The 12,998-nt window shown below is 47.4% G+C and carries 14 protein-coding genes; 4 read left to right on the forward strand and 10 right to left on the reverse strand.

Annotation, left to right across the window (positions count from 1 at the left end; all coding sequences use genetic code 11):
• Positions 1 to 23: 23 nt before the first annotated feature.
• From QGP82_RS26930 to QGP82_RS26955, 6 genes are all read right to left on the reverse strand, one after another.
• The gene (locus tag QGP82_RS26930; protein ID WP_163665721.1) at positions 24 to 545 is read right to left on the reverse strand and encodes a Jag family protein; all 522 of its coding nucleotides are present in this window, start codon (positions 543 to 545) and stop codon (positions 24 to 26) included.
• 55 nt (positions 546 to 600) lie between these two features.
• Entirely contained in the window at positions 601 to 1,887 is a 1,287-nt protein-coding gene (gene yidC, locus QGP82_RS26935) for a membrane protein insertase YidC (protein WP_163665723.1), read from the reverse strand.
• Positions 1,888 to 2,135: 248 nt separating this feature from the next.
• Positions 2,136 to 2,525, reverse strand: coding sequence for a PH domain-containing protein (locus QGP82_RS26940; RefSeq protein WP_006516821.1), 390 nt, complete (start codon positions 2,523 to 2,525; stop codon positions 2,136 to 2,138).
• Positions 2,515 to 2,895 carry a ribonuclease P protein component gene (gene rnpA / locus QGP82_RS26945; protein ID WP_163665727.1) on the reverse strand — a complete coding sequence of 127 codons (381 nt, stop codon included), beginning with the start codon at positions 2,893 to 2,895 and terminating at the stop codon, positions 2,515 to 2,517. The genes QGP82_RS26940 and rnpA overlap by 11 nt, the downstream gene beginning before the upstream one ends.
• A 27-nt stretch (positions 2,896 to 2,922) precedes the next feature.
• Positions 2,923 to 3,060, reverse strand: a complete 138-nt coding sequence (gene rpmH, locus QGP82_RS26950; protein WP_006516823.1) for a 50S ribosomal protein L34 — start codon at positions 3,058 to 3,060, stop codon at positions 2,923 to 2,925.
• Between the two features lie 96 nt (positions 3,061 to 3,156).
• Positions 3,157 to 3,762, reverse strand: a complete 606-nt coding sequence (locus tag QGP82_RS26955) for a DUF2808 domain-containing protein (RefSeq protein ID WP_499061562.1) — start codon at positions 3,760 to 3,762, stop codon at positions 3,157 to 3,159.
• Positions 3,763 to 4,606: 844 nt separating this feature from the next.
• On the opposite strand from QGP82_RS26955, the gene pntA reads away from it, so the two are divergent.
• The 4 genes from pntA (at position 4,607) to QGP82_RS26975 (ending at position 9,429) form a co-directional block, all read left to right on the forward strand.
• Positions 4,607 to 6,226 (forward strand): Re/Si-specific NAD(P)(+) transhydrogenase subunit alpha, encoded by a 1,620-nt coding sequence (pntA, locus tag QGP82_RS26960; RefSeq protein WP_499061563.1) that lies wholly within the window; start codon positions 4,607 to 4,609, stop codon positions 6,224 to 6,226.
• An 83-nt stretch (positions 6,227 to 6,309) separates the two neighbouring features.
• Positions 6,310 to 7,734: a Re/Si-specific NAD(P)(+) transhydrogenase subunit beta gene (pntB, locus tag QGP82_RS26965; RefSeq protein ID WP_499061564.1), complete on the forward strand. Its 1,425-nt coding sequence runs from the start codon at positions 6,310 to 6,312 to the stop codon at positions 7,732 to 7,734.
• Positions 7,735 to 7,990: 256 nt separating this feature from the next.
• Positions 7,991 to 8,338 carry a hypothetical protein gene (locus QGP82_RS26970; RefSeq protein WP_499061565.1) on the forward strand — a complete coding sequence of 116 codons (348 nt, stop codon included), beginning with the start codon at positions 7,991 to 7,993 and terminating at the stop codon, positions 8,336 to 8,338.
• 398 nt (positions 8,339 to 8,736) lie between these two features.
• The gene (locus tag QGP82_RS26975) at positions 8,737 to 9,429 is read left to right on the forward strand and encodes a Uma2 family endonuclease (RefSeq protein WP_163665738.1); all 693 of its coding nucleotides are present in this window, start codon (positions 8,737 to 8,739) and stop codon (positions 9,427 to 9,429) included.
• Between the two features lie 71 nt (positions 9,430 to 9,500).
• Here the strand turns inward: QGP82_RS26975 and QGP82_RS26980 are convergent, their stop codons facing one another.
• The 4 genes from QGP82_RS26980 to QGP82_RS26995 form a co-directional block, all read right to left on the reverse strand.
• Positions 9,501 to 10,265 (reverse strand): YdcF family protein, encoded by a 765-nt coding sequence (locus tag QGP82_RS26980; RefSeq protein WP_499061566.1) that lies wholly within the window; start codon positions 10,263 to 10,265, stop codon positions 9,501 to 9,503.
• A 133-nt stretch (positions 10,266 to 10,398) separates the two neighbouring features.
• Complete coding sequence (locus QGP82_RS26985; RefSeq protein WP_499061567.1) at positions 10,399 to 11,271, reverse strand: vitamin K epoxide reductase family protein; 873 nt, start codon at positions 11,269 to 11,271, stop codon at positions 10,399 to 10,401.
• A 95-nt stretch (positions 11,272 to 11,366) separates the two neighbouring features.
• Positions 11,367 to 12,236 carry a hypothetical protein gene (locus tag QGP82_RS26990; RefSeq protein ID WP_499061568.1) on the reverse strand — a complete coding sequence of 290 codons (870 nt, stop codon included), beginning with the start codon at positions 12,234 to 12,236 and terminating at the stop codon, positions 11,367 to 11,369.
• Positions 12,236 to 12,838 carry a sigma-70 family RNA polymerase sigma factor gene (locus tag QGP82_RS26995; RefSeq protein ID WP_163665746.1) on the reverse strand — a complete coding sequence of 201 codons (603 nt, stop codon included), beginning with the start codon at positions 12,836 to 12,838 and terminating at the stop codon, positions 12,236 to 12,238. The genes QGP82_RS26990 and QGP82_RS26995 overlap by 1 nt, the downstream gene beginning before the upstream one ends.
• Between the last annotated feature and the right edge of the window lie 160 nt (positions 12,839 to 12,998).

Genomic DNA, 12,998 nt, shown 5'->3' on the forward strand with positions numbered 1-12,998 from the left:
GTGCAGCAAGATACCCTCAAGACCTACTCATCCTCTGCATTGGCAAAGTCAGCATTCGACAAAGCACGAACCACCAACCGACGGTCAGGTTCTCGGCCACGGCTAAAGGTTTCCAAGCCACCATGGGCCTTTAAGAACGTATGAACTTGCCTACGTTCAGCAGACGATAAATCAGAAACTTCATGCTCACCACCACTGGACAGCACATCTTCTGCGGCCCTTTCTGCAATTGACTTAAGTTCATCGCGACGCTGCTGACGGTAGCCATGCAGCTCAATCGTATAAGACTGCTGATTGTCAGCGTCTTGCCCAATATTCAGCACTGTATTTGCTAAATACTGAATCGCATCTAGAACACGACCTCGATCTCCTACAAGGCCGTCAATTTGAGCCTGGGTCAAAGAGGAATCATCGATAGTGAGCCAGAAGCTACTATCCCCTAGAGCATCGTCTATATGCTCACCAGTTACATCCGTCTTAACGCCTTGATGATCTAGCAATTGCGATAGCCATTGGATACCGCCTTTATCTTGCTGTTCGCCCATAAATCACTCACACCCGCTTCAGCGAATTTTATGCCAACCACAAGTGTACCTTTAGCTATCGGTTAGAGACCTTTTTTTTAGAACTACCACCAGATTTCTTATTCCCTTTAGAGCGGGAAGATGTGGCCTTGTTGGTGGACTTATTGTTCTTGGCAGATGTTTTACTAGTTGACTTAGACCGAGCAGAACTAGACTTGCCCTTATCTGCCGCTTTCTTTGCTCCAGGCTCAAATGCTAGTGGCCCACGATCAGCACTTGCTGTCTTAACTTCCTCGGCATCAACTAAAGCCTGAATATTATCAGGTAGGGGCTCTCTAGACAGGATAAATGATTGAGCTGTCTGGAAAACATTCGCCAGTACCATGTAGAGCAATACACCTGCGGGCAGGGGGAAGAACAAGAACATACCCGAGAATAATACAGGTGTCAGCTTAGTAATAGTCTCTTGCTGAGGATTATCACTGGAAGACTGACCGGACAAAAGCTGGTTGACATAAAGGCTTACACCAAAGAACAAAATCATGCCGAGAATGTCCCAGTGGATTTCCCCTTCGTCACCGAGGGCACCAATACGCCCTAGCTCTTTGATAAACAAGAAACCTTTATTGGCAGCCAACCCTTTGACTTTTGCCTGAATAGTGACGTCACCCAGAGCTAGCGCCGTAATTTGGCCATTTTCATCAACCTTGACCAGGTCTTGCCCCTTAGTGACCTCCCAAATGGGAGTAAAGACAGCTGGATTTTCGGCATACTTGTCAGCTAACTGACTCACAGACTCACCTTCAGGGGTCTGTAAACGAATCACGGCACTATCGCCAACACCAATACGGTTACCACCGGGCAGAACTGGAGCGATGGAGAAATGCTTACCGTCGGCAATATAAAGGTTAGATTGCTTGGCGGAAAATGCTTGGGGCTGAACTTGCTCGATCGAATCTTGAGGAAGGATTTGGAGATTTACAGGATAGGTAATATCAGCAAACGGTGATCCTCGAAGTGTTGCAAATAATGCAAACAAAATAGGCATCTGCAAGACCACTGGAAAGCAGCCTGCCAATGGATTACCAAATTCCTTGTAAACCCCGCCCATCTCCTCTTGGAGCTTGGCAGGATCGTCTTTGTAGCGCTCTTGGATTTCCTTGACCTTTTTCTGCATAAGAGGCTGGGTAATCTTCATGCGCCTCATATTGCGAATCGATCCGGCATTAAGCGGATAGAGCGCAAAGCGAATAAGAAGAGTCAAAGCCACAATGGCTAAACCGTAGCTGGGCACAATCCCATAGAAAAAATCTAGGATTGGCAGCATTATATTGTTCGTTAGAAATCCAATACCGAAATCCATGCGCGCTTACCGAGCAAATTGCATACCGAACTCTAATGTATCTGAATATTGCAGGCGTTAGGTCGATCCGCTGCAAAAAGGGTTAGTTATTTCACCCACACAAAACTATTTGAGACGGTGTTTGACCTATAAATTGACGGTTATCCCTACTTGGGGTCAGGGCAGAAAGTTATGAGCCTGTAGTTTTTATTTATGGATTTACCAGAGAAAAACTGTTATGAGCTTAAAACGTTACCCAGGAAGTTTCTCTAAGTGGGCAAACCACTAGCTTTTCTAGCTTTAGCAGAAATATGTTCAGTGATTTTGTCGTAGAGATCGCGAAAATTAGGCAGAGACCGCAACTCTAAGCGACTACCATCCTTGAGTTGCACCGCCATATCACCCCAAAGTCCCAAACCGCGAGGCACAACGGCCACACGAGTTACTTCTGAATAAATCAAATCAGTTCGGTTACGTCCCATCCAGCCCCCTGTAACCGAAATGCGACGATTGGTGATGCGATAGCGAACCCACAGAGCACGAATAATGGAGCCAACTGTAAGGGGAATGAAGACCAATGTCAGCGCCAGCACGCAGTGCAAAATTAAATCACCAATGTGGGGGCCGCCCTCGTAATACACTTCCTCTTTAATTGCCATGCAGCACCTCTAGCTCTACCAATAGATTCTCTAATTCTCGCAAAAAATCGTAATATTGGCAGATTGTTGCAGCAGATCTGACATTGATCACAACCCACCAAGTTCCTTCGACCCTGGGCAGCAGGAGCCTTAGAGCCGAATGAATTTGTCGTTTGATGCGGTTACGTACAACGGCTCGCTTATGTACTTTTCGACTAATGGACACTCCAAAACAGATGCCCGTTGAAAGCTCACTTGATGAGCTTTCAACGGGCAAAGGATTTTTAAGGGCTTTAATGGCTAGACAATGACCGCTAGCTCGACGCCCTTGACGATAAACCTTAGAAAAAGAACGCGAAGCTCGCAGTCGATGTTGCTTAGGTAACGCCACAGATGCGATCGCACTCAGCTAGCCAGTCTAAACGGCCAAACGAGCACGCCCTTTCTTACGACGTGCCTGAATAACTCGACGGCCATTAGTTGTCCGCATGCGAGTACGAAAACCAGAAACGCGCTTACGCTTGCGAGATGTACCGCCGAGGGTGCGCTTAGTCATGGCGATTGCTCCTAAGTCTGCTCAAACAAAATACTACTTGCGCCATCCAGCGCGGTTCCTGATAGTAACACGTTAGAGCCAACCCTGAAAAGCGATCTAGTCTTGATAAGCGATCAACATTTCCCAGGTACCAATATAGGTGGCCAGATCATTACCCCGAGGAATTACCTGCAGATTGACACGTTGCATCAATGCACGGTTAGGATTGCGAACCTTTTCAAAATCGATCACGAAAGACGTATTAGCAGGAATATCCTCAGCAAGGTAAATCTCAATTTTGTCTAGATCGTCAGACAAATCATTGGCTCCACTGAAAACACGATCGTCCCAGAGCACCTCATCAACCGCAATGTCCTCACCAACGTCATCAATGCGACCATATCGGACTTTAATTCTATCTAAATCAATACGACCTCTATGGCGAGAAAATGCCTCCGGGACGGTCACAACCAATGCAGAAACAGCAGAATCAATTTTATCGCCCTTCACCTCTAACCGGTAACTAGCACGAGTATTACGGCGAGTATTATTATTCAGACTATAGTTAAGGCGATAGCGTGACTCAACACCACCAATGATATTAAGTCCATCGGAGTCGTAAATATCTTGCTGGGCCAAGGTAGGCACATTCACCCCTACTACAGCGGCTGCCGACATCGCTAAGCCGACTAAGCCCAAGCGGATCAACTGTTTCAGTGCCATTTTTCAACTCCTCAAGCTCATATTATTACAGCAGAACTGACCTAGAACTATCATGCAGATGAGCCCAATGCTTCAAGACAAGGGACGGTTTGCATGATTGGTCCCGTTAGCCAGAACAGATGCAGATGTTACAGCAAGCATGCTTAGCCATCATCCCCATTCAGCGGGAACGCTTGAAAAGCTGCTGCCACTTCAATCAAGATCTGTAAATTTACGGAACGCAATTTTTCTTAAGATTAGCATACTAATTAAATTCAAATTCGTGGGTAGTTCACTACAAATAAACGAGAAATAGAACAAATCACTGGCTGCCCACAATCTTTTTCAAGTCGCAAAAAGTCATCATTCTCGACTCCACTAGAACGCCAACCAACTAGCAAACACTTCATCAAAGATTATTTATGTTGGATTTCTGTCAAAAAAGATAAATCTTCATGACGAATTCCACACCTTTCAATACTTAAGTTGACACAATCAAAGCAAGGCCAATTTACACCTTGAGGCTTAACAGTGAGCTTCTCAAGGGCTTAATAATTATTTCTGGAGCCTTGGATAAGGGTGCATCAACTATTGTCAAAGTGTTTAGTGCATTGAAACAGGCAATATTATCTGCTTCAGTTCGACTAGATAGAAGACCTCTAAACCTCTTTTAGAAGAGTCTTAAAATCATTCAGCTTGTGCATTGAAATGGCGTTTCATGCGTCAGAGTAATTGTCCATTTTTAAGTTAAGTAAAACCACTAAATCTAAAGTTATTCCTGTTGGATTGAAATTAAATGCGATCCCAATTCCATAGTGTTTTTACAACAGTCGTTAGCCCAGCTAGTTAATCAATAAGGATCACTATGACCATCGCACTCGATCAAGGTGCTGTTGACCAACAGGCATCCCATCTCGAACGCCCAAAGCGCGTTGGCATCCCCAAAGAAGTTACCCCAGGAGAGTGCCGCATTGCAGCCACTCCTAAAACTGTCAAAAAACTCCAGTCCCTTGGATTCGACGTATTGATAGAGCAGGGTGCTGGTGAACGAGCCGAGTTTTCTGACCATGCCTATCGCGAGGCAGGATGCGAGGTTATTGCCAACGCCATTGAGCTCTGGCAACAGGCTGATATTGTTCTCAAAGTGCAGCCTCCTAGTCATAACCACGAACTAAACTGTCACGAAACTGAACTCGCCCATGATGGTCAAACCCTGATTAGTTTTCTATGGCCTGCTCAGAATGCTGATTTAATCAATCAACTAGCAGCCAAGCAAGTAACGGCCCTAGCGATGGATTCAGTACCTCGCATTAGCCGAGCTCAGAAAATGGATGCCCTGAGTTCCATGGCAAATGTGGCTGGATACCGTGCCGTGATTGAAGCGGCCAATAATTTTGGTCGCTTTTTTACAGGTCAGATTACGGCGGCGGGGAAAGTGCCCCCTGCCAAAGTGTTAGTCATTGGCGCAGGTGTCGCAGGCCTTGCCGCCATTGGTGCAGCAAAAAGTCTGGGGGCTATTGTTCGTGCCTTTGACACCCGTCCCGTAGTCAAAGAGCAAGTGGAAAGTATGGGTGCCGAGTTCTTAGAACTGAACTTTGCAGAAGATGGTACTGGCACTGGCGGCTATGCCAAGGTGATGAGTAAAGAGTTCATCGAAGCAGAGATGGCCCTGTTTGCCGAGCAAGCGAAAGAAGTAGACATTATTGTTACCACAGCCTTAATTCCTGGCAAAAAAGCACCGTTATTGGTGACTAAAGACACCGTAGAACTGATGAAGCCTGGCTCGGTCATCGTAGATATGGCTGCTGAACAAGGAGGCAACTGCGAAGTCAGCCGTGCTGGCGAAGTTTATCGTCACCAGGGTGTGACAATCGTTGGTTTGACTGATTTAGCTAGCCGTATGGCCGGACAGTCCAGCCAGCTGTATGGCATGAATCTGTACCACCTGCTCAACGACATGGGTGGTTCTGACGGCTACACCGTTAACGTTGACGATGAGGTAGTTCGAGGTGCCTTGGTTAGCCATGAAGGTCAGGTTACTTGGCCTGCGCCTAAACCTGAGAAACCAGCTCCTCCAAAGGTTGAGGCAAAAGGGGAAGAATCGACGGAAGTAGAGGAAGTAGCCGCTGCACCCAAGTTTTCTCTGCCTTGGCAATGGATTGGGGTTGCCTTTGCAGCCCTCGCCCTTATCGGTATTGGTATTGGCGCGCCTTCTTCATTCCTTTCCCACTTCACCGTATTTATCCTGGCCTGTTTTGTTGGCTGGCAGGTGATTTGGAATGTCTCCCCATCGCTGCATACCCCCTTGATGAGTGTGACCAATGCCATCAGCGGCATCATCATCATTGGTGGCATGTTGCAGATTTCGGGTAAGCCAATGTCACCCACAGTGATTTTGGGTGCCATTGCTATCTTTATCGGCACGATCAACATTGCGGGTGGGTTCTTAGTGACTCAGCGGATGTTGAAAATGTTTCGGAAGTAAGAGCCCTCTCCCTACATCTCTCTCGCCGGGGAGAGAGACTTGAAGTCTTTGCCCTTTAGACATTTCTCTACAACTTCTCTGCCATGTCTAACAATCTTGTTGCGGTGGCCTATTTGGTCGCTATTGTTCTTTTCATTTTGAGCTTGGGTGGTCTCTCTAATCAAGAGTCCGCAAAGCGTGGTAACGTCTATGGCATCATCGGCATGGTGATTGCGCTGGTAGCCACTGCCCTGAGTTCACAACTGACAGCTTACGGTCTTTTAGTGGCAGCGATTTTGCCCGCTGTTGCCATTGGTGGCTTAGTGGCTTCCCGTGTGGAAATGACTGAAATGCCGGAGCTGGTTGCCATTCTCCATAGCTTTGTGGGTTTAGCTGCTGTGCTGGTTGGTTTAGCCAGTTATTTGGGACCAGATCCCACATTGGTGGGGGCGGAGGAAACTATCCACAAACTGGAAATCTACATCGGTATCTTTATTGGGGCGCTGACCTTTACGGGTTCTGTGGTCGCCTTTGGCAAGCTACGGACCATTATTAGCAGCAAGCCATTGATGTTGCCCGCTCGACATTTGCTGAATGTTGCCATGCTGGTGGGCACTGTTATCCTCGGCGTTGGCTTTATGGCTGCCGAGGGGACTGATGGGTTTAACTATGTGTTGGGCATGGTGGCGATTGCCTCCCTGCTAGGCATCCATTTAGTGGCTGCCATCGGTGGTGCCGACATGCCTGTGGTGATCTCCATGCTCAACAGCTACTCTGGCTGGGCAGCAGCGGCAGCGGGCTTTATGCTTTCCAATGATTTGTTGATTGTGACGGGTGCATTGGTGGGTAGTAGTGGTGCCATCCTGAGCTACGTCATGTGTGAGGCGATGAACCGCTCTTTCTTTAGTGTGATCTTGGGTGGTTTTGGCCAAGGATCTGGCAAAGGCAGCGGTAAAGCCGTTGAGGGTACAGTCACTGAGACTGATGTGAATGAAACCATTGACCTGCTAGCGGATGCACAGAGTGTAATTATCACGCCTGGTTATGGTATGGCAGTGGCTCAGGCTCAGCACGCGGTGTCTGATATTACTCGGCTTTTGACTCAGCGGGGTGTGAATGTGCGTTTTGGTATTCACCCTGTAGCGGGTCGTTTGCCAGGCCATATGAATGTGTTATTGGCAGAAGCCAATGTGCCCTACGACATTGTGTTGGAAATGGATGAAATCAACGAAGATTTCTCTGAAACTGATGTGGTGTTGGTTATTGGTGCCAACGATACGGTCAATCCTAGCGCCATGGAGGATCCTGAAAGTCCAATTGCTGGGATGCCAGTGTTGGAAGTATGGAAAGCACGCAATGTTGTTGTCATGAAGCGGGGCATGTCGGCTGGCTATGCTGGTGTGGCAAATCCGCTGTTCTTTAAGGAGAATACCCAAATGTTGTTTGGTGATGCGAAAGCAAATACCAATGCGATTTTGGGTCGCTTGCAGGAGTCTGCAACAGAACAACCTAAGTTGGTGACTGCTTAAGGTCAAATAAATTGACTGTACGATTTCAATAACCAAAGTTTTGGCCCTATGCTGGGAAACCTGGCATAGGGTTTTATATGACATCTTGACTGATAGCATTCGATACCGCAGGGCACTCACACGGGGATACCCCTACAGAATTGTCTCTAGTGACAGAACATCTATCTTTTGTCAGAGAGTAGACAATGAGATTCCACGATTTCTAAAGGTTCAAGGTTCACGTCTGGTATTTAAGGTGTAATTGATATGTTGAGATATGTTGAGTCTCATTAACGCACTCGGTAAAGCTACAGAAGGTTTTGTAGATGTGACAGCCTATGAAACCACTTCAACATATAGATCTTCAACTGTGGAAGTAGCAATTGCCATATTGGACGATGTCCCAGGAATGACGCCTTGCAGAACAAGCCTCTTCAAACACTCCTCCTTAAGGTTTTTGTTACAAGATGGAAGTCAACTTAGAACTTGGACTAATCGGGCAGTTGGTGGAGATCATGTCTTTTTGGCAGATCCTAATGGAGGAATGCTCTATGGTGGTTTTGTTTGGGCTCATGCTCAGGAACTTCGTAATGCTATCGACCAGATCAAGACAGAACTTACATAAGCGAACATAGAGATACCCCCAAATCATTGATAGGGCAAATGTTTAATCAGAGTTTTCATTGATTGACCAAGCTGAATCTGCATAGGTTACTCAACCAAGAGAAGTTTTGTCCACTCAATCGGTTCAGCAAATCGGTGGCAATAAAGCTGATGGATGACGGTATTTACAGGAGATTGAGAACCATGGATCATAGACCCTAGAGCTAAAACCGTAACTCTATTTCACCCCCAGGCAGTGCCCATCACCTATCGTGGCAACACAGTGATTAATGAACCACAGTTGCCTGCTTTCAAGATTTCTGCTCAAAGCATTTTTGACCGAGCTGGGTTACTGGCTTAAGTTTGCCCCATTTGCGAACATGCTAGGCTAAGGGATAAAGCCCTAATTCCATAATGGCCATGGTTCAACTTCAGCCATCATCTAGACCAGAGGTTCTCTACCCCGATAGTGACGGTCAACCCATGGCGGATAATACTAAGCAATTTCGATGGATTGTCATCATTCAACAGAATTTGGATTGGCTCTTTGCCAATGATCCGCAAGTTTTTGTTGCAGGAGACCTGCTGTGGTACGCGGTGGAAGGCGATAATAAAAAACGGGTGGCACCTGATGTGATGGTGGTCTTTGGGCGTCCAAAAGGAGACCGCGGTTCATATAAACAATGGGAAGAAGATAATGTGCCGCCCCATGTAGTGTTTGAAATTCTCTCCCCTGGCAATACAACCGCTGAGATGAACCGCAAATTGTTGTTCTACCATCAGTTTGGGGTGGATGAATATTATCTCTATGATCCAGACAAAGATGATTTCAAGGGCTGGGTACGGCTAGAGGGCTTTTTGGATGTAATTGAGCCTATTGAGAATTGGGTGAGTCCCCGGTTAAATATTCGATTTGATACCTCGGGTGAAGAACTTCAGATTTTGCGTCCAGATGGACAACGATTTTTGAGTTATGCGGAAATTGCTCAGCGGGCAGAAACTGAAAGCCAACGGGCTGAGGCAGAAAGCCAACGGGCTGAGGTCGCAGAGGCAAAGGCTAAACGATTGGCGGAGCGGTTACGGGAAATGGGCGTTGATCCAGATGAGATTTAAGAGTCAACCATTAGCTTCCCCTACCCTCTAAACCTTGCCCGTCTGGTAACTAGCATTAACAGCAGCCAAAGCTACCATCTGTTTTTAGGTATAAATGCTTTCTCCATATCAAGACATTGCCAATCTACAGTTCTCTTCTCAGCGACAGACTCAGCTCGTTGATAATCAGCTGGTTTGGGAGGCAACAGTTTTTTGGTTTTCACGTAGTATATGATTGCCAAAAACTCACGGATGATATGCTTTCGCCATTTTGGAAAATCTAGACTGACAGGATGGGAAACAACATCAAACCCGAAGTTGCGATAGAGCAATGTGGTGCGACCAATGTGCAAACCATCGGTGACCAGCAAAATTTTAGGCTTAGACGCCCGATCAAAGGGCATATGTCGCTTGGTATAAAACGCATTTTCCCAAGTGGTGGCAGCACAGGCTTCACCGCTCACATTGGCATCCGGTACACCCATTTCCTTAGCAAGGTTAACCAGAATAGGGGCATCATTGGCACCGCTCATAAATATATGGGGAGCTCGGCCTTCCTTCCACAGTGCTACAGCGGCCTCTGCACGACGATCGTTATAATCGGTTCCGCGTCCAACAACAACAATGGCATCTACGGGTTCACCAGTATCTGGCCGAGCCACAAGCAGGCGCAATCCCCTATTAATCCACCAGGGTGATAGCCCTGTAATCAGCAAAATGCCAATGAGCCATCTAATCGCGTGACGCACCGATGGATAAAAAATATGCTGGCAGTCTTTGCATTGATAGCTTTGGACAAATTTAAACTGTGCTCCATGCTTTTGCACTGAGCGATGTTTGCACTTAGGGCAACGCATAGATGTGACAAAGGAATTTGTGAACAAAGGTGCCCACCCCAAGGGAATGAGCACCTTTGAATAAATACATATTAGACCTGAGAAAGTCAGGGTAGTTGCAGCTTAGATCACGGCTACTGGTGATATCCGTTTATCAATGCTGAGCATTCTGATTAATAAACTCTTGCGGCCCAGTGTAGCCAGAAACTGATGCTAAAGATTGCAGTGACTGAACACCCGCATAAGTTTGGCCATTGATTTCCCATGTGGGATAGCTCTGCACGCCAGCAGCTCGACATGCATTGGGCTGAGGATCTATGCCTTCTTCATCGCACTCGACATAGGTCACATACTTAAAGGCATCCTTACCAAAAAGTGTTTGTTGAGCATGACAGTGGGGACACCACCAAGCACCATATTTTGTAGCACCAATCGCGGTCAAATGCTTGGCTAACTCAATTTCTGATGTGCCGGAATTGGTTTCGACTGCTGGGGGGGGATTGCCGGCAATAAAACTGTCAGGATTTTGGGCATAGGCATATAGACCTGTGGTTGCGATCGCAGCCACCAAAGCCACTGAGATCCCTGGTAACAACAGCTGCCCCAAACTCTCCCAACGATTACCAATGAGAGTGAGCACCCACAAACCCACTGAGAGAAACGCCGACAACATACAAGGAACACAGGGCTCTTGCAATACAGCAAACATGACGTACAGCAGATAGCCACTGAAAATAGTCATGGCAGTGCTACCAATAAATAACCCCAACCAGGTGGGGTTTTCTAGCGACTTGTTTTTGGTAGCTACAGGGCCAATGGCCAATGCGCCCATTAAGAAGTATGCGATCGCACCCAGCAATGGCAGCGACAGCCCCCCCAATTGCACATAGGCACTACCCGCCAGCGAGCTACTGCCCTTTGCCATACAGCCAATAGCCAATAGCAGTCCAGCAGCAGATGCACCAGCCATCAAATAGCGAGAATTACGATGAATCCAGGTAGTTGGTTGTTTACGTTTACGTGGCATGTTTCTAACTCTATAGATCTAAACTGTGTGCTATGGGCCGATTGACCGTTGTAGAGGCGTTCCATGGAATGCCTCTATAACCATCCCTGCAAATGTCAGGTACCTTCAATCGCATAGGCCAAACTCTGCAACTCCGTTGTTGGTAACTCTGCCACCAGGGCATAGAGATAATCGTCATCGCGCCAAAGCACAATGCCGGTACCATCAGGTTGTTGCAACGTTAGGTGGGCTGACTGAAATTCAGGAAATTCTTCCTCCTCAGTCACAGCCAACTGGTAGGCAGAGACCGTTTTCTCTGTCTCTAGCTGATAGGTGAGACGAACCCCCTGGGTTTCGCCTAGTTGACAGCTACTGCCCCCCAGTAACATTCCCTGTTTGGCAGGCAATAGGGGTAAGGCCGCCACCGTGGTTGGAAACTCTTTCAACAAAGCCGGAATCTCGTTCGGTTGATGCACCACAAAATCCACTGGGCCATTGGGGTTTGCCAAAGACTTTTGATGGTCTTGCAGGAGTTTACTCAATCCTGACCAAGTTTGGTACATACCAGCTTGATCAGTCGTCACCAGATCAGGTTGAGGATATTGAGCCTGTAGTAGACGAACCTGACCGCTGAGACGCAGCGTGGCCAGACCACACACAATGGCCAGACCAGCCGCTACGGTACTCATGGCCCAGGGTAATCGTGATGGAAATCGTCTTACTTTTTGAGGAACAGGTAGCGGCTGAGAGAGTTCACTTTGGGCAGCAGCGAGAATTTGAGATCGCAATCCCCCCTCTGGCTCCACCTCATCCAAGCCATAGGGCATCATCGCTAACGCCTCTTGCAAAGCCCTCACTTCGGCCTGCAATTCTGGAACTTCAGCTAACAAAGCCTGAAAGTATTCAGCCTCTGACGAACTCAAATCTCCCAGTACATACCCAGCAGCCAGTTCTTGAATTTCCTGGGGTGAAAGGGGTGTAGCCATTACAGATCCTCCCTTAACACATCTAGTTGTTTACGTAGCTGCAACAACCCTCGTCGGGCCCAGCTTTTGACCGTACCAAGAGGCACCCCCAACCGTTCAGCAATATCCCGTTGGGACTGCCCCTCGTAGTAACTCAGTTCCAATACTTCCCGTTGCTGGGCCTTTAATGTTGTCAACGCCTCTCGCACTAGGGCACGCCGTTCCTGCTGAGTAATGTGCTTCATGGGTGTAGCCGAATCAACACTGAACTGATTTTGATGCCATTGGCTTAAATATTTTTGCTGAGTTGATTGAGCCCTCAGCCGATCAATCACTCGTGAGCGGGTCAATGTGGTCAAATAGCTAGCCAGGGAACCACGACGGGGGTTATAAGACCGAGTACGCATCAGCTTTAGAAAGACTTCTTGGGTCAAATCTTCTGCTTCTGAAACTCGACGTAATCCCTTTAGCGCAATGCTGTACACCAAACTGCCATAGCGATCATAAAGACTGCCCAAAGCAGACACATCTCCTTCCCACATGCGGACGACTAGAGCGCCGTCAGTTTCATGCTCCATCACAGATTGCACAACTTGATTTATCTCATCTACCGCCTGAGTCACCGTCTTACTAGCCAGGTTCCAAAAGATATACGGCCACCAAATCTGATTGGATGCAAATTTAGAAAAGATAAGGGAGACGACATGTTCTCCCCTACCTGCATCACAGCCCTGAAGATAGGGAGTCCGTAAGGTATACGGCTACCAAATCTCATCGGATGCA

It is taken from the genome of Leptothoe sp. LEGE 181152 (genome assembly GCF_032906605.1).
Lineage (GTDB): Bacteria > Cyanobacteriota > Cyanobacteriia > Phormidesmidales > Phormidesmidaceae > Leptothoe > Leptothoe turfae.

Coding starts and splice junctions, on each gene's coding strand:
- QGP82_RS26930 (WP_163665721.1), bottom strand. CDS start 545: ATGGGCGAACAGCAAGATAAAGGCGGTATCCAATGGCTATCGCAATTG.
- yidC (WP_163665723.1), bottom strand. CDS start 1,887: ATGGATTTCGGTATTGGATTTCTAACGAACAATATAATGCTGCCAATC.
- QGP82_RS26940 (WP_006516821.1), bottom strand. CDS start 2,525: ATGGCAATTAAAGAGGAAGTGTATTACGAGGGCGGCCCCCACATTGGT.
- rpmH (WP_006516823.1), bottom strand. CDS start 3,060: ATGACTAAGCGCACCCTCGGCGGTACATCTCGCAAGCGTAAGCGCGTT.
- QGP82_RS26955 (WP_499061562.1), bottom strand. CDS start 3,762: ATGGCACTGAAACAGTTGATCCGCTTGGGCTTAGTCGGCTTAGCGATG.
- pntA (WP_499061563.1), top strand. CDS start 4,607: ATGACCATCGCACTCGATCAAGGTGCTGTTGACCAACAGGCATCCCAT.
- pntB (WP_499061564.1), top strand. CDS start 6,310: ATGTCTAACAATCTTGTTGCGGTGGCCTATTTGGTCGCTATTGTTCTT.
- QGP82_RS26970 (WP_499061565.1), top strand. CDS start 7,991: ATGTTGAGTCTCATTAACGCACTCGGTAAAGCTACAGAAGGTTTTGTA.
- QGP82_RS26975 (WP_163665738.1), top strand. CDS start 8,737: ATGGTTCAACTTCAGCCATCATCTAGACCAGAGGTTCTCTACCCCGAT.
- QGP82_RS26980 (WP_499061566.1), bottom strand. CDS start 10,265: ATGCGTTGCCCTAAGTGCAAACATCGCTCAGTGCAAAAGCATGGAGCA.
- QGP82_RS26985 (WP_499061567.1), bottom strand. CDS start 11,271: ATGCCACGTAAACGTAAACAACCAACTACCTGGATTCATCGTAATTCT.
- QGP82_RS26990 (WP_499061568.1), bottom strand. CDS start 12,236: ATGGCTACACCCCTTTCACCCCAGGAAATTCAAGAACTGGCTGCTGGG.